The sequence below is a fragment of the Pseudomonas sp. MYb2 genome (assembly GCF_002979955.1).
Classification (GTDB): domain Bacteria; phylum Pseudomonadota; class Gammaproteobacteria; order Pseudomonadales; family Pseudomonadaceae; genus Aquipseudomonas.
In genome coordinates this window covers 319,168-343,226 of record NZ_PCQC01000003.1, presented here as the reverse complement: position 1 = coordinate 343,226, position 24,059 = coordinate 319,168, and the positions used below count along the sequence as shown (strand labels likewise).

At 53.7% G+C, this 24,059-nt stretch carries 23 protein-coding genes; 22 read left to right on the top strand and 1 reads right to left on the bottom strand.

What is annotated here, in order from left to right; genetic code table 11:
- Nucleotides 1-52: 52 nt before the first annotated feature.
- The 15 genes from serC (at nucleotide 53) to CQ009_RS06705 (ending at nucleotide 15,315) form a co-directional block, all read left to right on the top strand.
- On the top strand, nucleotides 53-1,138 hold the full coding sequence (serC, locus tag CQ009_RS06775) for a 3-phosphoserine/phosphohydroxythreonine transaminase (protein ID WP_105705248.1): 1,086 nt from the start codon (nucleotides 53-55) through the stop codon (nucleotides 1,136-1,138).
- Nucleotides 1,138-2,232, top strand: a complete 1,095-nt coding sequence (gene pheA, locus CQ009_RS06770) for a prephenate dehydratase (protein ID WP_007908404.1) — start codon at nucleotides 1,138-1,140, stop codon at nucleotides 2,230-2,232. The genes serC and pheA overlap by 1 nt, the downstream gene beginning before the upstream one ends.
- A gap of 13 nt (nucleotides 2,233-2,245) precedes the next feature.
- Nucleotides 2,246-3,358 carry a histidinol-phosphate transaminase gene (gene hisC, locus CQ009_RS06765; protein WP_105705247.1) on the top strand — a complete coding sequence of 371 codons (1,113 nt, stop codon included), beginning with the start codon at nucleotides 2,246-2,248 and terminating at the stop codon, nucleotides 3,356-3,358.
- A gap of 28 nt (nucleotides 3,359-3,386) precedes the next feature.
- Complete coding sequence (locus CQ009_RS06760; protein WP_256585388.1) at nucleotides 3,387-5,594, top strand: bifunctional prephenate dehydrogenase/3-phosphoshikimate 1-carboxyvinyltransferase; 2,208 nt, start codon at nucleotides 3,387-3,389, stop codon at nucleotides 5,592-5,594.
- Complete coding sequence (cmk, locus tag CQ009_RS06755) at nucleotides 5,591-6,280, top strand: (d)CMP kinase (RefSeq protein WP_064391442.1); 690 nt, start codon at nucleotides 5,591-5,593, stop codon at nucleotides 6,278-6,280. The genes CQ009_RS06760 and cmk overlap by 4 nt, the downstream gene beginning before the upstream one ends.
- Before the next feature lie 119 nt (nucleotides 6,281-6,399).
- A complete protein-coding gene (gene rpsA, locus CQ009_RS06750) occupies nucleotides 6,400-8,085 on the top strand; it encodes a 30S ribosomal protein S1 (RefSeq protein ID WP_007963626.1) in 1,686 nt (561 codons plus the stop codon).
- A 215-nt stretch (nucleotides 8,086-8,300) separates the two neighbouring features.
- Nucleotides 8,301-8,579 (top strand): hypothetical protein, encoded by a 279-nt coding sequence (locus CQ009_RS06745; protein WP_105705245.1) that lies wholly within the window; start codon nucleotides 8,301-8,303, stop codon nucleotides 8,577-8,579.
- A gap of 150 nt (nucleotides 8,580-8,729) precedes the next feature.
- A complete protein-coding gene (gene ihfB, locus CQ009_RS06740) occupies nucleotides 8,730-9,026 on the top strand; it encodes an integration host factor subunit beta (protein WP_003189779.1) in 297 nt (98 codons plus the stop codon).
- Between the two features lie 30 nt (nucleotides 9,027-9,056).
- Nucleotides 9,057-9,296: a lipopolysaccharide assembly protein LapA domain-containing protein gene (locus CQ009_RS06735; RefSeq protein ID WP_064391440.1), complete on the top strand. Its 240-nt coding sequence runs from the start codon at nucleotides 9,057-9,059 to the stop codon at nucleotides 9,294-9,296.
- A 225-nt stretch (nucleotides 9,297-9,521) separates the two neighbouring features.
- Nucleotides 9,522-10,598: a dTDP-glucose 4,6-dehydratase gene (gene rfbB, locus CQ009_RS06730; protein WP_177330969.1), complete on the top strand. Its 1,077-nt coding sequence runs from the start codon at nucleotides 9,522-9,524 to the stop codon at nucleotides 10,596-10,598.
- Nucleotides 10,595-11,488: a dTDP-4-dehydrorhamnose reductase gene (gene rfbD, locus CQ009_RS06725; protein WP_105705244.1), complete on the top strand. Its 894-nt coding sequence runs from the start codon at nucleotides 10,595-10,597 to the stop codon at nucleotides 11,486-11,488. The genes rfbB and rfbD overlap by 4 nt, the downstream gene beginning before the upstream one ends.
- Nucleotides 11,485-12,375 carry a glucose-1-phosphate thymidylyltransferase RfbA gene (gene rfbA, locus CQ009_RS06720; RefSeq protein WP_064391437.1) on the top strand — a complete coding sequence of 297 codons (891 nt, stop codon included), beginning with the start codon at nucleotides 11,485-11,487 and terminating at the stop codon, nucleotides 12,373-12,375. Before rfbD ends, rfbA begins: the two co-directional genes overlap by 4 nt.
- Nucleotides 12,376-12,425: 50 nt before the next feature.
- Nucleotides 12,426-13,349 (top strand): glycosyltransferase, encoded by a 924-nt coding sequence (locus CQ009_RS06715; RefSeq protein ID WP_105705243.1) that lies wholly within the window; start codon nucleotides 12,426-12,428, stop codon nucleotides 13,347-13,349.
- Complete coding sequence (locus tag CQ009_RS06710) at nucleotides 13,346-14,308, top strand: SDR family oxidoreductase (RefSeq protein ID WP_064391435.1); 963 nt, start codon at nucleotides 13,346-13,348, stop codon at nucleotides 14,306-14,308. The genes CQ009_RS06715 and CQ009_RS06710 overlap by 4 nt, the downstream gene beginning before the upstream one ends.
- Nucleotides 14,305-15,315 carry a glycosyltransferase family 4 protein gene (locus CQ009_RS06705; RefSeq protein ID WP_105705242.1) on the top strand — a complete coding sequence of 337 codons (1,011 nt, stop codon included), beginning with the start codon at nucleotides 14,305-14,307 and terminating at the stop codon, nucleotides 15,313-15,315. Before CQ009_RS06710 ends, CQ009_RS06705 begins: the two co-directional genes overlap by 4 nt.
- 65 nt (nucleotides 15,316-15,380) lie before the next feature.
- Here the strand turns inward: CQ009_RS06705 and CQ009_RS06700 are convergent, their stop codons facing one another.
- Entirely contained in the window at nucleotides 15,381-16,409 is a 1,029-nt protein-coding gene (locus CQ009_RS06700; RefSeq protein ID WP_256585380.1) for a glycosyltransferase family 2 protein, read from the bottom strand.
- A gap of 257 nt (nucleotides 16,410-16,666) precedes the next feature.
- Between CQ009_RS06700 and CQ009_RS06695 the strand changes: the two genes are divergently transcribed.
- The 7 genes from CQ009_RS06695 to CQ009_RS06665 all read left to right on the top strand — a co-directional run bounded on the left by CQ009_RS06695 (nucleotide 16,667) and on the right by CQ009_RS06665 (nucleotide 24,059).
- On the top strand, nucleotides 16,667-18,661 hold the full coding sequence (locus tag CQ009_RS06695; RefSeq protein ID WP_064391433.1) for a nucleoside-diphosphate sugar epimerase/dehydratase: 1,995 nt from the start codon (nucleotides 16,667-16,669) through the stop codon (nucleotides 18,659-18,661).
- 223 nt (nucleotides 18,662-18,884) lie between these two features.
- Nucleotides 18,885-19,967 carry a DegT/DnrJ/EryC1/StrS aminotransferase family protein gene (locus tag CQ009_RS06690; protein WP_064391674.1) on the top strand — a complete coding sequence of 361 codons (1,083 nt, stop codon included), beginning with the start codon at nucleotides 18,885-18,887 and terminating at the stop codon, nucleotides 19,965-19,967.
- Between the two features lie 25 nt (nucleotides 19,968-19,992).
- Entirely contained in the window at nucleotides 19,993-20,664 is a 672-nt protein-coding gene (locus tag CQ009_RS06685; RefSeq protein WP_064391432.1) for an acetyltransferase, read from the top strand.
- Nucleotides 20,661-21,128, top strand: coding sequence for a MaoC family dehydratase (locus CQ009_RS06680; protein WP_064391431.1), 468 nt, complete (start codon nucleotides 20,661-20,663; stop codon nucleotides 21,126-21,128). The genes CQ009_RS06685 and CQ009_RS06680 overlap by 4 nt, the downstream gene beginning before the upstream one ends.
- Nucleotides 21,121-22,080 carry a glycosyltransferase gene (locus CQ009_RS06675; protein ID WP_064391430.1) on the top strand — a complete coding sequence of 320 codons (960 nt, stop codon included), beginning with the start codon at nucleotides 21,121-21,123 and terminating at the stop codon, nucleotides 22,078-22,080. The genes CQ009_RS06680 and CQ009_RS06675 overlap by 8 nt, the downstream gene beginning before the upstream one ends.
- The gene (locus CQ009_RS06670; RefSeq protein ID WP_064391429.1) at nucleotides 22,077-23,150 is read left to right on the top strand and encodes a glycosyltransferase; all 1,074 of its coding nucleotides are present in this window, start codon (nucleotides 22,077-22,079) and stop codon (nucleotides 23,148-23,150) included. Before CQ009_RS06675 ends, CQ009_RS06670 begins: the two co-directional genes overlap by 4 nt.
- Nucleotides 23,151-23,258: 108 nt before the next feature.
- Nucleotides 23,259-24,059 (top strand): ABC transporter permease, encoded by an 801-nt coding sequence (locus CQ009_RS06665; RefSeq protein WP_064391428.1) that lies wholly within the window; start codon nucleotides 23,259-23,261, stop codon nucleotides 24,057-24,059.

Here is a 24,059-nt window from a genome sequence, read left to right as displayed (position 1 = left end):
ATCGGTAGTGTGATTTATTGCGTGATACCACCAAATCAGAGCGAGATTGGATGTGAGCAAGCGAGCCTATAACTTCTGCGCCGGTCCTGCGGCGCTTCCTGAAGCTGTCCTGCAGCGCGCCCAGGGTGAACTCCTTGATTGGCACGGCAAGGGTCTGTCGGTCATGGAAATGAGCCATCGCAGCGATGAGTTCGTGTCCATCGCCACCCAGGCCGAGCAGGATCTGCGTGACCTGCTGAATATCCCGTCGAACTACAAAGTGCTGTTTCTGCAAGGTGGCGCCAGCCAGCAATTCGCGCAGATCCCACTGAACCTGCTGCCTGAAGGCGGCTCGGCCGACTATATCGACACCGGTATCTGGTCGCAGAAAGCCATTGAAGAAGCTTCGCGCTACGGTCACGTCAATGTCGCCGCCACCGCCAAGCCTTACGACTATTTCGCCATCCCCGGCCAGAACGAGTGGAACCTGTCGAAAGACGCCGCTTACGTTCATTACGCGCCGAATGAAACCATCGGTGGTCTGGAATTCCAGTGGATTCCGCAAACCGGTGACGTGCCGCTGGTAGCCGACATGTCCTCGGACATTCTGTCGCGTCCAGTCGACATCTCGCGTTTCGGCATGATCTACGCCGGCGCGCAGAAGAACATCGGCCCGAGCGGCATCGTCGTCAACATCATCCGCGAAGACCTGCTCGGCAAGGCGCGCTCGCTGTGCCCGACCATGCTCGACTACAAAGTCGCAGCCGATAACGGTTCGATGTACAACACCCCGCCGACCCTGGCCTGGTACCTGTCCGGTCTGGTGTTCCAGTGGCTGAAAGAACAGGGTGGCGTTGAAGCGATCGCCCAGCTCAACGACGTCAAACAGCGCACGCTGTACGACTTCATCGACGCCAGCGGCCTCTACAGCAACCCGATCAACAAGTCGGACCGCTCGTGGATGAACGTGCCGTTCCGTCTGGCTGACGATCGTCTGGACAAGCCGTTCCTGGTCGGCGCCGAAGCGCGCGGTCTGCTCAACCTCAAGGGCCACCGCTCCGTGGGCGGCATGCGCGCCTCCATCTACAACGCCGTCGACATCACCGCGGTTAATGCGCTGGTGGCGTACATGGCAGAATTCGAGAAGGAACACGGCTGATGTCCGAGCAAGAACTCAAGGCACTGCGCGTTCGCATTGACGCTCTGGACACCAAAGTCATGGAGCTGATCAGTGAGCGTGCGCGTTGCGCCCAGGAAGTCGCGCGAGTAAAGATGGCCTCGCTGGCCGAAGGCGAAGTGCCGGTGTTCTATCGTCCTGAGCGCGAAGCTCAGGTGCTCAAGCGCGTGATGGAGCGCAATCAGGGGCCGCTGGGCAACGAAGAGATGGCGCGGTTGTTCCGCGAAATCATGTCGTCGTGCCTGGCGCTGGAGCAGCCGCTGAAAGTGGCCTATCTGGGCCCTGAAGGCACCTTCACCCAAGCCGCGGCCATGAAGCACTTCGGTCACGCGGTGATCAGCAAGCCCATGGCGGCGATCGATGAAGTGTTCCGTGAAGTGGCGGCTGGTGCGGTGAATTTTGGCGTGGTCCCGGTGGAAAACTCCACCGAAGGCGCGGTCAACCACACGCTGGACAGCTTCCTCGAGCACGACATGGTGATCTGCGGCGAAGTCGAGTTGCGCATTCACCATCACCTGCTGGTCGGTGAAAACACCAAGACCGATAGCATCAGCCGTATCTACTCTCACGCGCAGTCGCTGGCCCAGTGCCGCAAGTGGCTGGACGCGCACTACCCGAATGTCGAGCGTGTCGCGGTGTCGAGCAACGCCGAAGCGGCCAAGCGGGTTAAAGGTGAGTGGAACTCGGCGGCGATTGCCGGTGACATGGCGGCAGGGCTGTATGGCCTGACCCGTCTGGCCGAGAAGATCGAAGACCGTCCGGACAACTCGACGCGCTTCCTGATGATCGGTAACCAGGAAGTGCCGCCGACTGGCGACGACAAGACCTCGATCATTGTGTCCATGAGCAACAAGCCCGGCGCGCTCCACGAGCTGCTGGTGCCGTTCCATGACAACGGGATCGACCTGACCCGTATCGAAACCCGTCCATCGCGCAGCGGCAAATGGACGTATGTGTTCTTCATCGACTTCGTCGGCCACCACCGTGATCCGTTGATCAAGGGTGTATTGGAAAAGATCAGTCAGGAAGCGGTAGCACTCAAAGTGCTGGGTTCTTACCCGAAAGCAGTTCTCTAAGGGGCGGTAGCAAATGAGTGGCAATTTCCTCGCTCTGGCACAGCCGGGCGTGCAACAACTTTCGCCGTACGTTCCGGGCAAGCCTGTGGACGAACTGGCGCGCGAGCTGGATCTGGATCCGGCAAAAATCGTCAAGCTGGCGAGCAATGAAAACCCGCTGGGTGCCAGTCCGAAAGCCTTGGCGGCGATCCGCGAAGAGCTGGCCGAGCTGACCCGTTATCCGGATGGCAACGGTTTCGCGCTGAAATCACTGTTGGCCGAGCAATGCCGCGTCGAGCTGAGTCAGGTCACCCTGGGCAACGGCTCCAACGATATTCTTGAGCTGGTCGCACGCGCCTATCTGGCGCCGGGCCTGAATGCGGTGTTCAGTGAGCACGCGTTCGCTGTGTATCCGATCGCCACTCAGGCGGTCGGCGCGCAGGCCAAAGTGGTGCCGGCCAAGGATTGGGGGCACGACCTGCCAGCAATGCTCGCGGCTATCGATGCCAACACCCGTGTGGTGTTCATCGCCAACCCGAACAACCCGACCGGCACCTGGTTCGGCGCTGAAGCGCTGGACGAGTTCCTGCAGGATGTTCCGGAGCACGTGCTGGTAGTGCTCGACGAGGCTTACATCGAATACGCCGAAGGCGGCGATCTGCCGGACGGTCTGGATTTCCTCGCCGCGTATCCGAATCTGCTGGTGTCGCGCACCTTCTCCAAGGCCTATGGTCTGGCGGCGTTGCGCGTCGGCTATGGCCTGTCGACCCCGGTTGTTGCGGACGTGCTGAACCGCGTTCGCCAGCCATTCAACGTCAACAGCCTCGCGTTGGCGGCGGCGTGTGCGGCGTTGAAAGACGAAGAGTATCTGGCGCAAAGCCGCCAACTCAACGAATCGGGCATGCAGCAGCTGCAAGCCGGTTTCCGTGAGCTGGGCCTGAACTGGATCGAATCCAAAGGCAACTTTATCTGCGTCGATCTCGCTCAGGTTGCGGCCCCGGTATTCCAGGGCTTGCTGCGTGAAGGCGTGATCGTGCGTCCGGTGGCCAACTACGGCATGCCGAACCACCTGCGGGTGACCATCGGTCTGCCGGCGGAAAACAGCCGCTTCCTCGAAGCGCTGCGCAAGGTTCTGGCTCGTGGGTGATGTCACTGCACTGCAATCTGCTGCACCTATGATCGGTCGCCTTGTGGTGGTCGGTCTGGGGTTGATCGGTGGTTCGTTTGCCAAAGGCTTGCGTGAAAGTGGCGTGTGCCGCGAAGTGGTCGGGGTCGATCTCGATCCGCAATCGCGCAAACTGGCGGTCGAGTTGGGTGTGGTTGATCGCTGTGAGGATGACCTGGCTGCGGCATGCCAGGGCGCTGACGTGATTCAACTGGCGGTGCCGATCCTGGCCATGGAAAAAGTGCTCGCGCGTCTGGCGAGCATGGATCTGGGGCAGGCGATTCTGACTGATGTCGGCAGTGCCAAAGGCAATGTAGTGCGTGCGGCGACCGAGGCGTTTGGCGGTATGCCGGCGCGTTTCGTGCCGGGCCATCCGATCGCCGGTTCCGAGCAGAGCGGGGTGGAAGCCTCCAATGCCGAACTGTTCCGTCGTCACAAGGTGATTCTTACGCCGCTCGATCAAACCGATCCGGCTGCACTGGCGGTGGTTGATCGTCTGTGGCGCGAATTGGGTGCCGACGTCGAGCACATGCAGGTCGAGCGTCACGATGAAGTGCTGGCCGCGACCAGTCATCTGCCGCACCTGTTGGCCTTTGGTCTGGTCGACTCATTGGCCAAGCGCAATGAAAACCTTGAGATCTTCCGTTACGCTGCGGGTGGTTTTCGCGATTTCACAAGAATCGCCGGAAGCGACCCGGTGATGTGGCACGACATCTTCCTTGCCAACCGCGAGGCTGTCCTGCGCACACTCGATACATTTCGCAGCGACCTCGACGCCTTGCGCGACGCGGTCGATGCAGGGGATGGGCACCAATTGTTGGGCGTTTTCACTCGCGCCCGGGTTGCCCGCGAGCATTTCAGTAAAATCCTGGCCCGCAGGGCCTATGTGGACGCTATGAATTCCAACGATCTGATCTTCCTGGCTCAACCTGGTGGCCGCCTGTCCGGTCGGATTCGCGTACCGGGTGACAAATCCATTTCCCACCGCTCGATCATGCTCGGCTCGCTGGCTGAAGGCGTTACCGAAGTCGAAGGCTTCCTCGAGGGCGAAGACGCCTTGGCGACCTTGCAGGCGTTCCGCGACATGGGCGTGGTCATCGAAGGCCCGCACCACGGCCGCGTGACCATCCACGGTGTCGGCCTGCATGGCCTGAAGCCGGCGCCGGGCCCGATTTATCTGGGCAACTCCGGCACTTCGATGCGCCTGCTGTCCGGCCTCCTGGCGGCGCAGAACTTCGACAGCGTCTTGACGGGCGATGCGTCGCTGTCCAAGCGTCCGATGAATCGCGTGGCCAATCCACTGCGTGAAATGGGCGCCGTGATCGAGACCGCCGCTGAAGGTCGTCCACCGATGACCATTCGTGGCGGTCACACGCTCAAAGGTCTGACCTACACCATGCCTATGGCCAGTGCTCAGGTGAAGTCCTGCCTGCTGCTTGCCGGTCTGTACGCTGAAGGCAAAACCACCGTGACCGAGCCGGCGCCGACTCGCGATCATACCGAGCGCATGCTGCGTGGCTTTGGCCATCCTGTGAGCGTTGAAGGTGCTACGGCCTCGGTTGAGTCCGGCGGCAAACTGACCGCGACTCATATCGAAGTGCCAGGCGATATCTCGTCCTCGGCGTTCTTCCTCGTGGCAGCGTCTATCGCCGAAGGGTCGGAGCTGGTGCTTGAGCACGTCGGCATCAACCCGACCCGCACTGGCGTGATCGACATCCTGCGTCTGATGGGCGCGGACATCACTCTGGAGAATCAGCGTGAAGTCGGCGGCGAGCCGGTGGCCGACCTGCGCGTGAAGGCAGCTAAACTCAAAGGTATCGAGATTCCCGAAGAGCTGGTTCCGCTGGCCATCGACGAATTCCCTGTGCTGTTCGTCGCCGCTGCTTGTGCTGAAGGGCGCACCGTACTGACCGGCGCCGAAGAGCTGCGGGTCAAGGAATCGGATCGCATTCAGGTGATGGCTGACGGCTTGCTGGCACTGGGCGTCAAATGCCAGCCGACCCCGGACGGCATCATCATCGATGGCGGCCAGATCGGCGGCGGCGAAGTGCACGGTCACGGTGATCACCGTATCGCGATGGCGTTCAGCGTCGCTTCGTTGCGCGCCACTGCACCGATCCGTATCCATGATTGCGCCAACGTCGCGACGTCGTTCCCCAACTTCCTCGCATTGTGCGGGCAGGTCGGCATTCGTGTGGCACAAGAGGCTCAGTCGTGAAGAACATTGCACCGGTCATCACCATTGATGGGCCAAGTGGCTCGGGCAAAGGCACCGTGGCCGGGATTCTGGCCAAGCGTCTGGGCTGGAACCTGCTGGATTCCGGTGCGCTTTACCGTTTGCTGGCGTTTGCTGCGCACAATCATGGCGTTGACCTGACCAATGAAGAGCTGCTGAAGAAACTGGCCGCTCATCTGGATGTTCAGTTCATCGCAGCGACCGAGGGGCAGCTGCAGCGGATCATTCTGGAAGGCGACGAAGTCAGTGATGTCATTCGCACTGAAAGCGTCGGCTCCGGCGCTTCGCAAGTGGCTGCATTGCCCGCCGTGCGCGAGGCGCTGCTGCAACGCCAGCGTGCTTTCCAGGAAGCGCCGGGCCTTGTCGCCGATGGTCGCGACATGGGGACGGTGGTGTTTCCCGATGCTCCGCTGAAGATTTTCCTGACCGCCAGTGCCGAGGAGCGGGCGCGCCGTCGATATTTGCAGTTGAAGGGCAAAGTCGAGGGTGTTAGTCTGTCGAGTCTGCTAGATGAGATCCGTGCACGCGATGAGCGTGACACCCAGCGAGCGGTAGCCCCGCTTAAGCCGGCGGCTGACGCCATACAGCTGGATTCCACGGAGTTGTCCATCGATCAGGTGCTTGAACGCATCATGAGCGAGATCGCCATTCGCGATATCGCCGGGTGACCAAGAAGGCCGCAGGGGACCAGTCATAGTCCTGCAGCGCTTCTTTTTAATGAAACTAACCCACACCGTCTGGGGTGTGGAGATGGGCGTATCCTTCGCCCTCATTTACAGGAATTAAAATGAGCGAAAGCTTTGCGGAACTCTTTGAAGAAAGCCTAAAAACCCTGAACCTTCAGGCAGGCTCCATCATCACCGGTGTTATCGTTGATATCGATTACCAGGCTCGCTGGGTAACCGTTCACGCTGGCCTGAAGTCTGAAGCACTCATCCCGCTTGAGCAGTTCTACAACGACGCTGGCGATCTGACTATCAATGTCGGTGACGAAGTTCACGTTGCTCTGGACTCGGTTGAAGACGGTTTCGGTGAAACCAAGCTGTCCCGTGAGAAAGCCAAGCGCGCCGAGTGCTGGATCGTTCTGGAAGCAGCCTTCGCAGCTGAGGAAGTGGTCAAGGGCGTTATCAACGGTAAGGTTAAAGGCGGCTTCACTGTCGACGTTAACGGCATCCGTGCGTTCCTGCCAGGTTCCCTGGTTGACGTCCGTCCAGTGCGCGACACCACGCACCTGGAAGGCAAAGAGCTGGAATTCAAGGTCATCAAGCTGGACCAGAAGCGCAACAACGTTGTCGTTTCCCGTCGCAGCGTCCTGGAAGCCGAGAACTCCGCCGAGCGTGAAGCTCTGCTGGAATCCTTGCAGGAAGGCCAGCAAGTCAAAGGTATCGTCAAAAACCTCACCGATTACGGCGCATTCGTCGATCTGGGTGGCGTGGACGGCCTGCTGCACATCACCGACATGGCCTGGAAGCGCATCAAGCATCCTTCCGAGATCGTCAACGTTGGTGACGAAATCGACGTCAAGGTTCTGAAATACGATCGCGAACGCAACCGTGTTTCCCTGGGCCTGAAGCAACTGGGCGAAGATCCATGGGTTGCTATCAAAGCCCGTTACCCAGAAAGCACTCGCGTTACCGCTCGTGTAACCAACCTGACCGACTACGGCTGCTTCGCTGAGCTGGAAGAAGGCGTTGAAGGTCTGGTACACGTTTCGGAAATGGACTGGACCAACAAGAACATCCACCCTTCGAAAGTCGTACAAGTCGGCGACGAAGTGGAAGTCATGGTTCTGGACATCGACGAAGAGCGTCGTCGTATCTCCCTGGGCATCAAGCAGTGCAAATCTAACCCGTGGGAAGATTTCTCTGGCCAGTTCAACAAGGGCGATAAAATCTCCGGCACCATCAAGTCGATCACCGATTTCGGTATCTTCATTGGTCTGGACGGCGGCATCGACGGTCTGGTTCACCTGTCCGACATCTCCTGGAACGAAGTTGGCGAAGAAGCTGTTCGTCGTTTCAAGAAGGGCGACGAGCTGGACACCGTTATCCTGTCGGTTGACCCAGAGCGCGAGCGTATCTCCCTGGGTATCAAGCAACTGGAAAGCGATCCGTTCTCCGAGTACGTCTCGGTTAACGACAAAGGCGCAATCGTTACTGGCACCGTGAAAGAAGTTGACGCCAAAGGCGCCATCATCGTTCTGGCCGACGATATCGAAGCGACTCTGAAAGCCTCCGAAATCAGCCGTGACCGCGTTGAAGACGCGCGCAACGTTCTGAAAGAAGGCCAGGAAGTAGAAGCCAAGATCATCAGCGTTGATCGTAAGAGCCGCGTCATTCAGCTGTCGATCAAATCGAAAGACGATGCTGAAGAGAAAGAAGCTATCCAGAGCCTGAAAGCAGCTCCGGAAGGCGAAGCAGCCGACACCACTATGGCGGCACTGCTGCGTCAAGCAATGGCCAAACAGAACTGAGTTCTGCTTGATCATTAAAAAGGGCGACTTCGGTCGCCCTTTTTTGTGCCTGCGATTTGTTGATCGGCCCTTCCGTTTTACTGAAACGGGAGGGGGAAGTGAAACCAATCCATTTCCCGGGATGTCTGTTTCTTTAATCGGATCAATCGCCTATTCGCGACTAAGCTTGATTTCAGGTACGTAGTCGCCGGGCTTGGCCTGGCATAAGGAAGTGGATGAACAAGTTTATTGTCCTCGTTGCAGTGCTGATGCTGGTGGGCTGTACTACCAGTGCGAAGACTCATGCCATACGTGGCGTCAGTGGAATCGAGATCGACTGTTCGGGGTTGGGGTCTGGCTGGGAAAAATGTCAGAAGCGCGCGGCAAAGGAGTGCAAGGGCTCTGGCTACAAGGTGATCACGCGATCTGACGATGCCAGGGACGAAGACGATTATCCTTTTGGCTTTAATCCTGCGGGGTTCGTGACTCGCACCATGCTGGTGATGTGCCGCTAGATCTGCGGTCTCCCGGCTTGGCGGGATGCCCTGAAAATGGGCGTTGCGATGCTGTGGAAGATATGTCAATCCCTGGGCTGTTCAAAATCTTCCGGGCGTGCTAAAACCTTTCAAGCGCTGATCTAGCTGCTTGAAAAAGAAGGGAAAAATATGACGAAGTCGGAGTTGATCGAACGAATTGTCACCCATCAAGGGCTGCTCTCATCCAAGGATGTGGAGCTGGCCATCAAGACCATGCTCGAACAAATGTCTCAATGTCTGGCCACCGGTGATCGTATCGAGATCCGTGGGTTTGGCAGTTTCTCACTGCACTATCGCGCCCCGCGTGTCGGACGTAATCCGAAGACCGGGCAGTCCGTCAGCCTTGACGGGAAATTCGTTCCGCACTTCAAGCCGGGCAAAGAGCTGCGTGATCGTGTGAACGAGGAAGAGGAGGAGGGCGTTTGATCCTCGCTGCTCATTATCAGGGAGATGCTCATGCGTAATCTCAAGCGCATACTTCTTGGCGTTTTTGTTCTTTTGCTGGTGTTGGCGATTCTTGCGTTTGTGCTTGAGAACCAGCAATCGGTTTCGTTGTTGTTTTTGGGCTGGGCAGGTCCTGAACTTCCGGTGTCTCTGGTCGTGGTGCTGGCATTGCTGGCAGGCATGTTTATCGGCCCTATACTCGGCCTGTTCCTGGGACGCTCGTCCAGAGCTGCGCGCAAGCGCCTTGTCTGAAAACGACAAGTGCATGGCGTCTGTCGAAATTGCGCCTCTGCCTGTCTATATCCATTAGTAAAAGATTCATTAAGCTGTAAAATGCGTCCCTTGTTCGATAGTGGCCTATTCCCACATCGATTCAGACTGACTCTGACAGAAGCTTCAGTTTTGATGGCTTCTGCATTCATGGATTAGACAGTGCTCGTTGGTGTCACTGTCCGCAGCTCAAGGGTATGGTTTCGCGTGAAAATTCTAGTTACCGGCGGCGCCGGGTTCATCGGCTCGGCAGTCATCCGTCACATCATTTCCAACACTAGCGATTCTGTCGTTAACGTCGATAAGCTGACGTATGCCGGTAACCTTGAGTCGCTGGCTGAAGTTAGCGGTGATTCGCGCTACGTGTTTGAGCGTGTCGATATCTGCGACCGTGATCAGGTCGACCGCGTCCTGCGTGAGCACCAACCCGATGCCATCATGCATCTGGCTGCGGAATCTCACGTCGACCGCTCTATCTCTGGCCCGTCAGAGTTCATCCAGACCAACATCATCGGCACTTACACTTTGTTGGAAGCTGCCCGCCATTATTGGGCGGCACTGGATGACGCGCGTAAGGCCAACTTCCGCTTCCATCATATTTCGACCGACGAAGTTTACGGAGACCTCGAAGGTCCGGAAGACCTCTTCACCGAAACCACGCCTTATCAGCCAAGCTCGCCTTATTCGGCCAGCAAGGCCAGCTCTGATCACCTCGTTCGCGCCTGGGCTCGTACTTATGGCCTGCCAACGTTGGTCACCAACTGCTCGAACAACTACGGCCCTTGCCACTTCCCTGAGAAATTGATCCCGCTGATCATTCTCAACGCGCTGGAAGGCAAGCCGTTGCCGGTTTATGGCAAAGGCAACCAGGTTCGCGACTGGCTGTATGTCGAAGACCACGCCCGTGCACTGTACAAAGTCGTTACCGAAGGCGTTATTGGTGAGACCTACAACATCGGCGGCCACAACGAGAAGCAGAATATTGAAGTCGTGCACACTCTTTGTGCGCTGCTTGATGAGTTGCGTCCGGACTCGGCACATCGCCCGCATGCCAGCCTGATTACCTATGTTCAGGATCGTCCTGGTCACGACGTGCGTTATGCAATCGACGCCAGCAAGATCCAGCGAGAGCTTGGCTGGACGCCGGAAGAAACCTTCGAAACCGGTATTCGCAAGACTGTTGAATGGTACCTGAGCAACACCGAGTGGGTAGAGCACGTGAAGAGCGGCAGCTACCAGCAATGGATTGACCAGAACTACGCAGATCGCTCGAATAAAGCATGAAGATTCTCCTGCTGGGTAAGAACGGCCAGGTAGGCTGGGAATTGCAACGCGCTCTTGCTCCCCTTGGCGAGCTGGTCGCGCTTGATCGTCATGCAATCGATGGTTTGAGCGGTGATTTGGTCGATCTGGATGCCTTGCGCACGACTATCAGGCAGGTCAAGCCCGATGTTATCGTCAACGCGGCTGCCTACACGGCGGTCGACAAGGCAGAGTCCGAAGCCGAGTTGGCCCGTCGAGTGAATGGTGATGCCAGTCGGCTGATGGCCGAGGAGTCTGCGCTCCTGGGGGCCTGGCTCATTCATTACTCGACCGATTACGTCTTTAGTGGTGAAGGCTCGACGCCCTGGCAGGAAACTGATGCCGTCGCACCGGTGAATCAATACGGTGCGAGCAAGCTTGCTGGCGAGCAGGCAATTGTTGCGTCTGGCTGCAAGCATCTGATTTTTCGCACCAGTTGGGTCTACGGTGCTCGCGGCAACAACTTCGCCAAGACCATGCTGCGTCTGGCCAAAGATCGCGACACGCTGAGCGTTATCGCTGATCAGGTCGGAGCCCCGACGGGTGCAGATCTGATTGCTGACGTCACGGCGCTGGCAATTCGCCAAGTGCTGCAACAGCCACAGCTGTCGGGTTTGTATCATTTGGCGGCGAGTGGTGAAGTGTCCTGGCACGGGTATGCGAGTCACGTGATCGCGTTCGCTCAAGCCAATGGCGAGCAATTGGCTGTGACAGCAATCAATCCGATCGACACGACTGCTTATCCGACACCCGCGCGACGACCTCTGAATTCACGCTTGAATACTCAGAAGCTACGCGACAATTTTTCTCTACACTTGCCGGATTGGCAAAGTGGTGTAACCCGAATGCTTAGGGAAGTTCTGAACAAATGAACACGATAAATCGTAAAGGCATCATTCTCGCCGGTGGCTCGGGCACGCGCCTGCATCCGTTGACTCTAGGCGTGTCGAAACAGATGCTGCCTATCTACGACAAGCCGATGATCTTTTATCCGCTGTCGGTGCTGATGCTTGCCGGTATGCGCGAGATTCTGATTATCTCCACCCCTGAAGACTTGCCTTGTTTCCGCAAGCTGCTGGGCGATGGCAGCCTGTATGGCATCAAACTGACTTATGCCGAGCAACCAAGTCCTGATGGCCTTGCACAAGCTTTTATCATTGGCGAAGAATTCATCGGTAATGATCCGTGCTGCCTGATCCTGGGCGATAACATCTTTTACGGTCAGCACTTCTCCGACAACCTGCGTTCGGCGACTAGTCAGCAGCATGGCGCAACGGTATTCGGTTATCACGTTTCCGATCCGGAGCGTTTTGGTGTTGTCGAGTTCGATGCCTCCGGCCGCGCGCTGAGCATCGAAGAAAAGCCGCTCAAGCCAAAATCCAGCTACGCCGTGACCGGTTTGTATTTCTATGACAATCAGGTTGTTCAGATTGCCAAGAACATCAAGCCTTCTGAGCGAGGGGAGCTGGAGATCACTGACGTCAATCGTGCGTACCTCGAGCAGAAGTCGCTGAATGTGGAAATGCTGGGTCGTGGTTTCGCCTGGCTGGATACCGGTACCCATGATTCTTTGCTGGAAGCCAGCCACTTTGTGCATACCATCGAGCAGCGACAGGGCTTGAAAGTTGCCTGCCTGGAAGAAATTGCATTCAACAATGGCTGGATCACGGCCGAGCAGCTTGCGAGTCAGGCTGAAGCGTTGAAAAAGACTGGCTACGGCCAGTACCTGCAGAAATTGCTGGATTCGCCTTCACGCTGATTCGGGGGAGATACTCCCTTCTGTGATTATTTGTTGCAAGCAGGAATGGCATGCCATCAACACAACCCAAGGTTGCAGTTTTACTGGCTGCGTACAATGGTATGCAGTGGATCGAAGAGCAACTGGCTTCGATCCTTTGCCAGTCTGCGGTGGACGTCAGTATCCATATCAGCATCGACACTTCCGATGATGGCACAGAGGCGTGGTGTGAGTCTTTCGCGGCCTTGCACCCTAATGTAAGTGTGCTGCCATCAATCGGACGTTTTGGTGGCGCCTCGCGAAATTTCTTTCGCTTGATGCGCGACGTAAACTTCGGGGCGTACGACTTCGTCGCCTTCGCTGACCAGGATGATGTGTGGCATTCGGATAAGCTGAGCCGAGCAACCGACATGTTGCGTGGGCAGGGAGCTGATGCCTACTCCAGTAATGTGACGGCATTCTGGCCGAATGGAAAAACCCACCTTCTTGATAAGGCTCAAGTTCAAGTTGAGTGGGACTATTTGTTTGAAGCCGCCGGGCCTGGCTGTACGTATGTCTTTAGTCAGGATTTGGCTGAGGTGTTAAAGACATCGATCGTTGAAAATTGGCGGGATGTTCAGGACGTCAGTCTGCATGATTGGTATTGCTATGCTTTCTCGCGCAGCCATGGCTATGAATGGATCATCGATACTTATTCTTCAATGCAGTACCGTCAGCACGAGCGGAATCAGGTCGGGGCGAATACAGGCATTAATCCGTTAATTGCTCGTTATAAAACCATTCATGATGGCTGGTGGTTCTCGCAGGTAAAGTTGATAGCGAATCTTGTGGGTGCATCAAAGTCGCCGTTTGTCAGTCGCTGGTTCAAGCTGGGTCGAAAAGAATTGCTCGCATTGTCTTTAAGTGCGTGTAAGTGTCGGCGCAGGTTTCGCGACAAGATATTTTTCTTTTTTATATGTTTGGCGACCGCGGTTATTGGAAGTAAAACCAAATGAGTGTCTCGCGAGTTCTGGTGACAGGGGCGAGTGGGTTCGTCGGGGAGGCCGTTGTCTACAAGCTGCTTCTTGATCGGCGATACACGCCAATAGCGGCTTCGCGTGGCAGGACGCGATTGGATGGCCTCTGTCAGGTCGTGCCCTTCGAGTTGGGTGGCGCAGCTACTACGACTCCAATGATGGGAATTGACGTGGTAATCCATGCCGCCGCTCGCGTTCATGTAATGGATGACAAGGCGGTTGATGCGCTTGCGGAGTTTCGACGCATTAATGTCGACGGTACTGTCAGTCTTGCCCGGAGTGCCGCGGCGGCCGGTGTAAAGCGTTTCATTTTTATCAGCTCGATCAAAGTCAATGGCGAGTCGACCGAGCCGGGCGAACCGTTTCAAGCGGATATTGAACCGCAGCCGATGGATCCTTACGGTATTTCCAAGATGGAGGCGGAAATAGCGTTAAGGGTGGTCGCAAGAGAGACGGGGATTGAAGTGGTGATTATTCGCCCGCCCCTTGTATACGGCCCAGGCGTCAAGGCGAATTTCCTCAGTATGATGCGCTGGCTCGACAGGGGAGTGGTTCTGCCTTTGGGAGCAATCGGGAATCGGCGAAGTCTGGTGGCCATCGGTAACCTTGTGGATCTGCTGGTAACTTGCATTGACCATCCCGCGGCGGCCGGACAAACCTTTCTTGTCAGCGATGATGCTGATATGTCCACTACTCAATTGCTGGAAAACATGGCGCGTGCTCTTGGTAAAAAGGCGCGGTTGATACCCTTGCCAGTATGGGTCCTGAAGTCGGTGGCCTCATGTTTGGGAAAGCAAGGTGTTGCCCAGCGTCTGTGTAGTTCCTTGCAAGTCGATATCAAAAAAACCAGGGATGTACTCGGCTGGGTTCCACCTGTCTCCGTTGAGAAGGCGCTCCGTCAAACTGCGGATTATTACCAGGACTTAAAAAACAGATGACTGTCTGGTGGTTGTTGGGTGTGGTTTTTATCGTCGCCTGCGGGTTGACCTTGTTGTTGCGTCGTTACGCATTGGCCAAAAGCTTGATGGATATCCCGAATGAGCGCAGTTCTCATTCTGTGCCGACCCCGAGGGGCGGGGGAGTTGCAATAGTTGTCGCCTATGCGCTGGCACTCCCTGTCTTGGGGGGGATGGGGTACCTGGAAGGGGCGTCGTTGCTGGGTGTGTTGGGTGGTGGGTTGCTGATTGCAATCATTGGTTTTGCTGACGATCACGGCCATATAGACGCCAAGTGGCGGCTCCTCGGGCATTTCATAGCTGCAGGCTGGACGCTGTACTGGCTTAACGGTCTTGCACCACTCCAGTTGTTTGGTGAAAACGTCAACCTTTCGGTGTTAGGTGGTGTATTGGCCGCTTTCTATCTGGTCTGGATGCTCAATCTCTACAACTTTATGGATGGAATCGATGGGTTGGCGAGCGCGGAAGCGATCAGCGCCTGTTTGGGGATGTGTCTGATTTACTGGTGCTTTGGCACGATAGACCTGATCTGGGAGCCGCTGATTCTGATGGGGGCTGTAGCAGGTTTCTTTTGCTGGAACTTTCCTCCTGCGCGAATTTTCATGGGGGACGCAGGCAGTGGGTTCCTGGGGTTTATTCTGGGGGCATTCGCATTGGAGTCTGCCTGGGTTCGGCCTGAGTACTTTTGGTGCTGGATAATACTGCTTGGTGTTTTTATCGTTGACGCGACCTTGACACTGATCAGGAGGCTTCTTCGTGGTGAGAAGGTTTATCAGGCTCATAGGAGTCACGCCTATCAACACGCATCGCGCCGATACCAGAGCCATTTGCTGGTCTCTTCGATTGTGGTGCTGATTAACCTTGCTTGGCTATTGCCGATTGCTTTGCTTGTGGGGGCAGGTTGGTTGAGTGGCGAACTGGGGTGTCTGATAGCGTTTGTTCCGCTGGCAGTGCTTGCGTGGAAGTTTGAAGCGGGAGTAGCAAGCTGATCGAGGATCGCTGAACTACTCCGAAGATTATTTCTGATGGTCGGTTTGTTGTGTTGCCGTCGCCTTTATATTTTATTAAGTATCGCGGCGGCCACCAGGCTGATGTTTCCTTTGAGCGTCTGCCGATGAACTCCACTTTTCTTCATCAGGCAAAGTCTTGAGAGCAAGCCGCTTTTGCGTGCAGCTTCGAATCGTTCAAGGGTGCATTTATTGTCCTCTGTGAGCTCCGTTCTAATGGAGTTCAGAGTGATCAGGTTTTGCGTGCTCCACTCGCTGAAACGCCCACTTAGCATTTTCAGGATTCGAATGATCTGATTTCTGAAGGTTGCATTCGCTCCAATCAGGTTGTCCTCGTGCTGACGATAGAGCAGCGTAGGCTGCTGATCAAAGACCACCTGGCCACCGCACCCGGTTACCAACAGATACGCAAGCCAGTCATGTGCTACGACCGGGGCGTCATCGACGATCCGGCACATCAGATTACGAGCTGCATTGTTGATCAGCATCGTATTGGCACCGGCGAGGCTTTGCACCAATGCGTTTTCAAAGCACGGGCGCTTGTTGAATAGCGGAGAAAACCCCAAGGGTGCAAGGTTGGTGTTGACCAGCTTTGTTCTGGAGCAGTACATGTGGGGTTTGTTGGTGGGAGTTTGAGGTATCTGAGCGATACTTCGAGTCAGTTTGTCTGCAAGCCAGATATCGTCCTGGTCACTGAATGCGAAGTAATCAGCGACAATTTCTCGATTTTTAATTAGTGACAGAAAGTTTTTTGCAAAGCCTTGACGAGGGCCATGCCAGATGGCGATTTTATCTGCGCCCAGCTGTTTCTTGTATTCTTCAAGAATTTCCAGTGTCGCGTCGGTCGAACCATCATCCGATGCATGGATCGTCCAGTCTTCATGGGTTTGGTTAATGAAGGAGTCCAGTTGTTCCCTGAGAAAGCGCTGACCGTTGTAAGTGCAAACAAGTATGGCGACTTTTTTGCGATTTGTTGAGCGTTCAGTTATCACTGATGGGGCAGGGTCCAATTGGAAGTTATCCTTCGGTTGTTCGGCCATGTTTGAAATCTCTCGCGCCTCGGTGGTGTAGCGCATGTGCTCTGTTATTTAAGAGGCGCGTACGTTCTGCAAATAGCCTGTCAGGTAAGTTGCAGTATTGAATGTAGGTGGACTTTGCGCGAGTTTAACAGCATAGGCGGCTTGGTGGCGAGCGGCAGGGCGAGGAGGGGGCTTGGTACTGTTCGATTTCAGGCTCGATGTCTTCCGTTCAGTGGTCGTATTTCGGCGGAAAAAAGGGATACAATACCGCCGTTAATAAGGTTCAAGGAGCAGAGCGGTGATCGAGCGAATCAATGGATAAATTACGTTCATTTCTACTGGGGTTGCCACGTCGGCAGAAGCGCCTGCTACAGGTCGCCAGCGACGTTGTGCTGGTCTGGCTGGCACTCTGGTTAGCGTTCATCGTCCGCTTGGGCATTGATGACATGTACAACCCGATCAGGGTGCATGCATGGCTCTTCGTGAGCGCGCCCATTGTCGCCATCCCGCTGTTCATACGTATCGGGATGTACCGTGCGGTGATGCGGTATTTTGGTAATGACGCGCTTATTGCCATTGTCAAGGCTGTCAGTCTTTCGTCGCTGATACTCGCGGTGGTCGTCTATTGGTATAGCAATCACGCGAGCGTAGTGCCGCGTTCCATCATTTTCAATTACTGGTGGTTAAGTCTCGTGATTATTGGTGGATTGCGTTTGTGCATGCGCCAGTATTTCATGGGAGATTGGTTTTCGGCTGCCCAGCATGTGCCATTCACAAATCGCGATGATGGTTTGACAAAGGTTGCTGTTTATGGTGCCGGGGTTGCTGGCAACCAACTTGTTGCGGCATTGCGTATGGGCCGGGTAATGCGGCCTGTTGCTTTTATTGATGATGATTCGAGTATCGCCGATCGGTCGATTTCCGGACTTCAAGTTTATAAGCCAAAGCATATACAACAAATGATTGATGTGACGGGAGCTCAGGAGATTCTCCTGGCATTGCCTTCTTCAACGCGGGCGCGCCGGCGCGAAATTCTTAACTTCCTCGAAGGCTTTCCGCTGCATATCAGAAGTGTTCCCAACTTCACTGACCTGGCCAGTGGTCGAGTGAAAGTCGATGATATTCAAGAGGTGGATATTGCTGATCTTCTGGGGCGTGATTCCGTACCGGCACGAGCGGATTTGCTGGCTCATTGTATAAAAGGCAAGGTCGTGATGGTTACGGGTGCCGGCGGTTCTATCGGCGCAGAGCTTTGCCGACAGATTTTTTTATTGGGGCCTACTGCGCTTTTGTTATTTGATCATGGCGAATTCAACCTTTACAGCATTCTATCTGAGCTTGAGCGTCGAAAAGACCGTGAATCGATCTCGATTCGCCTGCTTCCGATCCTGGGCTCTATCCGTCATCCGCACAAACTTCAGGATGTGATGAAGACCTGGAAGGTCGACACGGTTTATCACGCGGCTGCTTATAAACATGTGCCAATGGTGGAACATAACATCGCCGAAGGCGTACTCAATAACGTCATTGGCACCTTGAACACTGCACAGGCGGCGTTGCAAACGGGGGTGTCGAACTTTGTTCTGATTTCTACAGACAAAGCGGTCCGTCCAACGAATGTCATGGGAAGTACAAAGCGGCTCGCGGAACTGATTTTGCAGGCGCTGAGTCGTGAAATGGCTCCGGTGCTGTTTGGTGACAAGGGCAACATCTCGCGAGTGAACAAAACCCGCTTTACGATGGTGCGCTTTGGCAACGTGCTCGGCTCGTCAGGCTCTGTGATTCCGCTCTTTCACAGCCAGATCAAGTCGGGGGGGCCCTTGACGGTCACTCATCCGAAGATCACCCGATACTTCATGACAATACCCGAGGCCGCCCAATTGGTAATCCAGGCGGGATCAATGGGGCAGGGTGGGGACGTTTTCGTTCTTGATATGGGTGAGCCGGTCAAGATTGTCGAGCTGGCAGAGAAAATGATCCATCTGTCAGGATTGAGCGTCCGATCGGAAAAAACTCCTCAAGGGGACATCGCTATCGAGTTCACCGGTCTTCGTCCGGGCGAGAAGCTCTATGAGGAACTACTGATAGGCGACAATGTTTCAGCGACTCCTCATCCCATGATCATGAGTGCGGATGAAGATCATGTGCCGTGGGATGTGCTAAAGGCCAGGTTGGGAGAATTGCTGGTCGCTGTTGAGCAGGACGACTACTCACGCGTTCGTCAGCTCCTGCGGGAAACGGTTAGTGGCTACTCGCCTGATGGCGAAATTGTGGACTGGATTTATCAGCAGCGCAGTCTCGATCCCTGAGGCTCCCGCCCGCGCTTGGCAAGGGGGGGCGGTATGATTCAGTGGCATTTTACGGTATCCTCGTTCGGCGTTTGAGGTGCCCTGTTAGCCTCGGAAAGAGAGTCGAATTTCCAGTTGTCAGGGCTCGCAATTTGTTCGTTCGAGAGATGTTCAGCTCTTCGTAGTATTGAAATGCAATCATTTTTAACAGAACTAAGTAGTCGTTTTGCTTGTCGGGGCGTTCATGAATATTACAGTTACGAAGCCGTTTGTCCCTCCCTTTGGTGAGTTTCAGACTTACCTGCAAGGGGTTTGGGAACGTGAATGGTTTACCAACAATGGGCCGTTGGTGAACGAGCTTGAATTAAAGCTCAAGGAAAAGCTTGACGTCGACCATTTGCTGTTTCTCAGTAATGGTACTATCGCGCTTCAAATTGCAATTCGAGCGCTCGATTTGCAGGGCGAAATCATCACTACTCCGTTCAGTTATGTGGCGACTACTTCCAGTATTGTCTGGGAACGTTGTGATCCTGTTATGGTTGATATCTGCCCGGATACTCTTAATATTGACCCGGAAAAAATCGAGCAGGCGATTACGTCGCGAACTTCCGCCATTTTGGCAACGCACGTTTTCGGTAATCCATGTGATGTTGAGGCCATTGAAAAAATTGCCGAAAAACATCAGTTGCGCGTTATTTACGATGCCGCTCATGCGTTCGGTACTCAATATAAAAATCGCTCGTTATTGAGCTATGGTGATGTTTCAACCTGTAGCTTTCATGCCACTAAACTTTTTCATACCATTGAAGGGGGGGCTGTAACTACGTCCAATCCTGATATCCTGAAAAATATGGCAATGATGCGAAATTTTGGTCATTCGTCGCTCACCGATTTCGGTGGCGTGGGCGTGAATGGCAAGAACTCCGAAGTGCATGCTGCGATGGGTTTGACGAATCTCAAGTATGTTGACGAGATTCTAAAAGTTAGAAAAGAGCTCTGCGAGCACTATAAATCTGAACTTACGGATCTCCCGATTCGGTTTCAGAAAATTACTGAAGACACTGAATACAATAACTCTTATTTCCCCGTCATCTTCGAAAATGAGAGTACGCTTCTGCATGTTATGGCAGAGCTGAATTTGAATAATATTTATCCTCGTCGTTATTTTTATCCGTCGCTTTCCGAGTTGCCTTACGTTCACGACCAAAGTAGCCCGATCTCTGAAGATGTTTCCAAGCGCATTATTTGCCTGCCGCTTTACCATACGCTGTCGCGTGAGGAAATCGACATGATATGCCGGATCATTAAGCGTTCGATCAGATATTGAAGAGTATTGGTTTTCAGGAGGCGGTATGAAAAAGTATTTTGGGATAATCGGCGCAGGTGGTTATGGTCGTGAAGTCATCCCACTCGCCAAGGCAATGGTAGACAAGCTCCCTGCCAGCGACGCTGCAGAGTTGTACTTTGTTGTCGAAGGAGATGTTGGGGACGAAACCATTAACGGTTATCCAGTCATTTCACTAGATGATTTTCTAGCCTTGCCGGGCGAGAGACTGTTCAATATTGCAATCGGCGCATCCGACGCTCGGGAGCGGATATCCGCTGCCTGTGAAAGTCAGGGCGCGCGAGCATTCTCGGTTATCGCTGGTAATGCGGTAATCCTTGATAATAATGATATTGCTGAAGGCGCGGTGCTTTCGCCATTTGTGACGGTAACGTCAAATGCGAAAATTGGTAAGCACTTCCACGCGAATATTTACTCTTATGTTGCCCATGACTGTGTAATCGGTGATTTTGTTACGTTTGCACCAGGTGTCAAATGTAATGGGAATGTTGTTATTGAAGATCACGCCTATATCGGTACCGGTGCTTCAATTATTCAGGGTAAACCGTCCCGGCCGCTGACTATTGGCCGAGGTGCGATCGTCGGTATGGGCGCTGTCGTGACCAAGAGTGTTCCTCCAGGCGTGACAGTCGTAGGTAATCCGGCCCGCCCTCTTACTCGAGAGGCATTGCGTAAATGACAGCGATTAATCTGTTTCCGACCGAGTTGACGATTGAGCAAATTGAAGTCGGTATGCAAGTGTCCTATTCTCATACAGTAACCGACGCTGATGTTAAAGCGTATGCGGGACTATCGGGAGATAATAACCCTGTTCATATGAGTGATGAGTACGCGCAAAACTCGAGATTCAAGGCGCGTATTGCACACGGTCTGTTTTCGGCGGGTTTCTTTTCTGCGATGTTTGGAACACGGCTGCCAGGTCCGGGGTGTGTTTATATTTCGCAAAACCTCGTTTTTAAAGCGCCCGTTTATCTTCAGGACACGGTCGAAGCTACTGTTTGTGTAAAGGCAGTGAGCACGCGTAAACGAGTAGTGACGTTCAGAACTTATTGCACTGTCAAAGGCCAGTTGGTGATTGATGGGGAAGCGGAAATTTTTATCCCTAAGAAACCAAAAATAGAAGACGGGGTGGCCAGTGCTTAAAGAGGCGGTCGGCATATCGGTTCTATTGGTTGCATACAACCACGAAAAACATATTCGCCAGGCGTTGAATGCCCTGTTTCGGCAGGTATTTGATGGGCCGATTGAGTTGGTTGTAGCGGATGATAAGTCTTCCGATAGCACGCTTTCCATTGTTAAAGAATACGAAGGTACTGATTCACGTTTTACATTCAAATATCTGGACTACAGCGAAAATCTAGGTATCACGAAAAACTATAAGCGCGGTTTTGAAGCGTGTACCTCGGAATTTGTCGCTGTGCTTGAAGGGGACGACTATTGGGTCAGTCCCTTGAAGTTGCAACGCCAAGTGGACTTTTTGACAGCGCATTGGGAATCTGATGTTTGCTCTGTCAATTATTATGTCTATGAAGAGGACCGTGCACAGCTTTCGCCGAGAGTTCCGGCTGCTACGGGGCATCGGTTTATATCGGCCAGAGAGTTGATAGCCGATAATATTGTTGGCAACTTCTCAACTTGCATGTATAGACGCAGTGCCTTGAGCCGGCTCCCCGACGGCTTGTTTGAAATAAAATCATATGACTGGATTACCAACATTGTTTTAGCCAGAACCAGCTTGATCGGTTTTTTGCAAGAGCCAATGTCGGTGTACCGTCTTCATGGTGGTGGCGTTTGGACACAAACTCCACATGTCGATAAGCTGAAAACCCAGTTAGCCATTCTGCCGGCATACGATGCGTTGACCGACAATGTGTTTCACGACGACTTCGAGCGGCTCTCCAGCCATTTGCGCCATGTGATTAATGTGTCCCAGTTAGGGCATGTTGCCGAGTCGGTTGGGAAGCCGGTATTTCGTATTATTCCGACACTTGTGAGTTTAATGCCCCCCGTTTTTATTATGGTTATCAAATTGCTTGTTCCTGTTGCTGCGATGAATCTGCTTGCCAGAGTCGTAAAGCGGAGTCGTTCGGTATGAAAAACCCAACAGTGTCCGTCATCATGGCGACTTATAACCACGCCAGTTTTGTCGAACAGGCAATTAACAGCGTGCTCGGACAGGTCGGTGTGGATTTCGAGTTTTTGATCTCTGATGACGGCTCCGCAGACTCTACCCGAGATGTGGTTGCCGCTATCAAGGATGATCGGATCAAGTTTTTCCCGAACGAAGTGAACCGAGGTGCTGGTGTTGTTACAAACGAGCTAATCGAACGTTCTTCGGGTGAATTTATCGCGCTCATCAATTCAGATGATTATTGGTGCGATGTTGATAAGCTTGCTTACCAAGTTAATACCATGCGTGAAAACCCTGAGCTTGGTGCTTGTTTCGGCAGGGCTCGCTTTGTTGATAAAGACGGCACCTCAATGGGGAAGGCGTCGGATATCTTCGATCAGGAGAACCGTTCCCAAGGTGCTTGGCTGAGGCGGTTCTTTGAATTGGGAAACTGCATCTGTCATCCAACGATGTTAATTCGCAAGAGTTGCTACGAACATCTGGGCATGTACAGCAACAGGCTGCGCCAGCTGCCCGATCTGGAGATGTGGATTCGGTTGGTCAAACATTATCCGATCCATATATCTGACAGAGAATTGATTACCTTTAGATTGATGCCAGGTGAGAATGCCAGCAGTCAAACAGTTTCCAATTCGATTCGCACTATCAATGAGCACTATCTGATAGCAGATGAGTTTTTTGATGAGGTTACTGCGAAACAATTGGAAGAAGGCTTTTCTGATCTGTTGAAGATCAAGACGATCTCGTCGGATATTCATCTTGATATAGAAAAAGCATTTTTGTACTGGATTTATAATCAGTGGTTGGGGAAACCCTACCAGATGATTGGTATGTTAAAACTGAACAAGCTGTTGAACAGTCCTGAACATCACAAAATCCTTGTTGATGATTATGGCCTGAATGATCGTTGGTTCCAGAAGGAACTGGGCGAGATCGATGTGCTTCGTCCGAAAGTCGTTGCGGTGATGAGTCAACAAAAATCAAGAGCGCTCAGAGTCTTGCAGCGGGTTTTAAGCAGGCTCTCTCGTTCTTAACCGAGCGAGGATGTATGTTTGACGTTTGCTAAAGACTCGTCGATTGATTAAATACCTCGCTCGGGCGTGCTCGAGCAGGGTTGATTTTAACTAAGTATGGCGTAATTAATGACAAGTAACTCAATATTCAACGCAGTGGTCGACATTGTTTCGTCAGCAAAACGCTATCAACTTGTCGGCATGCTGGGATGGGCTGACATCAAGCAGCGGTACAGACGCTCTGCGTTAGGAGCGTTTTGGCTAACAGTCAGCATGGGGGTGATGATTGCTTCTATTGGTCTGGTATTCGGGCAGATTTTTAATACCCCTATGCAGGAATACTTGCCATTTCTCGCGTTGGGGATCGTCCTTTGGGGCTTCATCTCGTCTAACGTGACGGAAGGTTGCGTTGCTTTTACTTCTGCTGAAGCAATTATCAAGCAACTGAATATTCCGCTTTTTGTGCATGTGCTTCGATGCTTCTGGCGCAACTTTATTGTGTTAGGGCATAACATCGTCATTATTCCGATTGTATTCCTGATTGTCGGAAAGCCACTTACCCTGACGATGCTGCTATTTGTGCCGGGTATCATTCTGGTCTCTATAAATCTGCTCTGGATTTCCTTGGTCCTTGGCGTATTGAGCACCAGATTCCGTGACATCACTCAGATCATCGTAAACGCTACCCAGGTTGTGTTTTACCTGACACCGATTATGTGGGCGCCGTCGTTACTTCCGTCTCGGCATGCGGCCTACCTGCTTAATGCAAACCCGGTTTACCATCTTCTGGAAATTACCCGTGGGCCGGTATTAGGCACCACACCTTCACCGGAAAGCTGGATTTTTGCAATCGCCATGGCGGTGTTCGGCTGGTTGTTCGCAATTGTTATATATAATCGGTATATGCGCCGTATCCCTTACTGGCTTTAA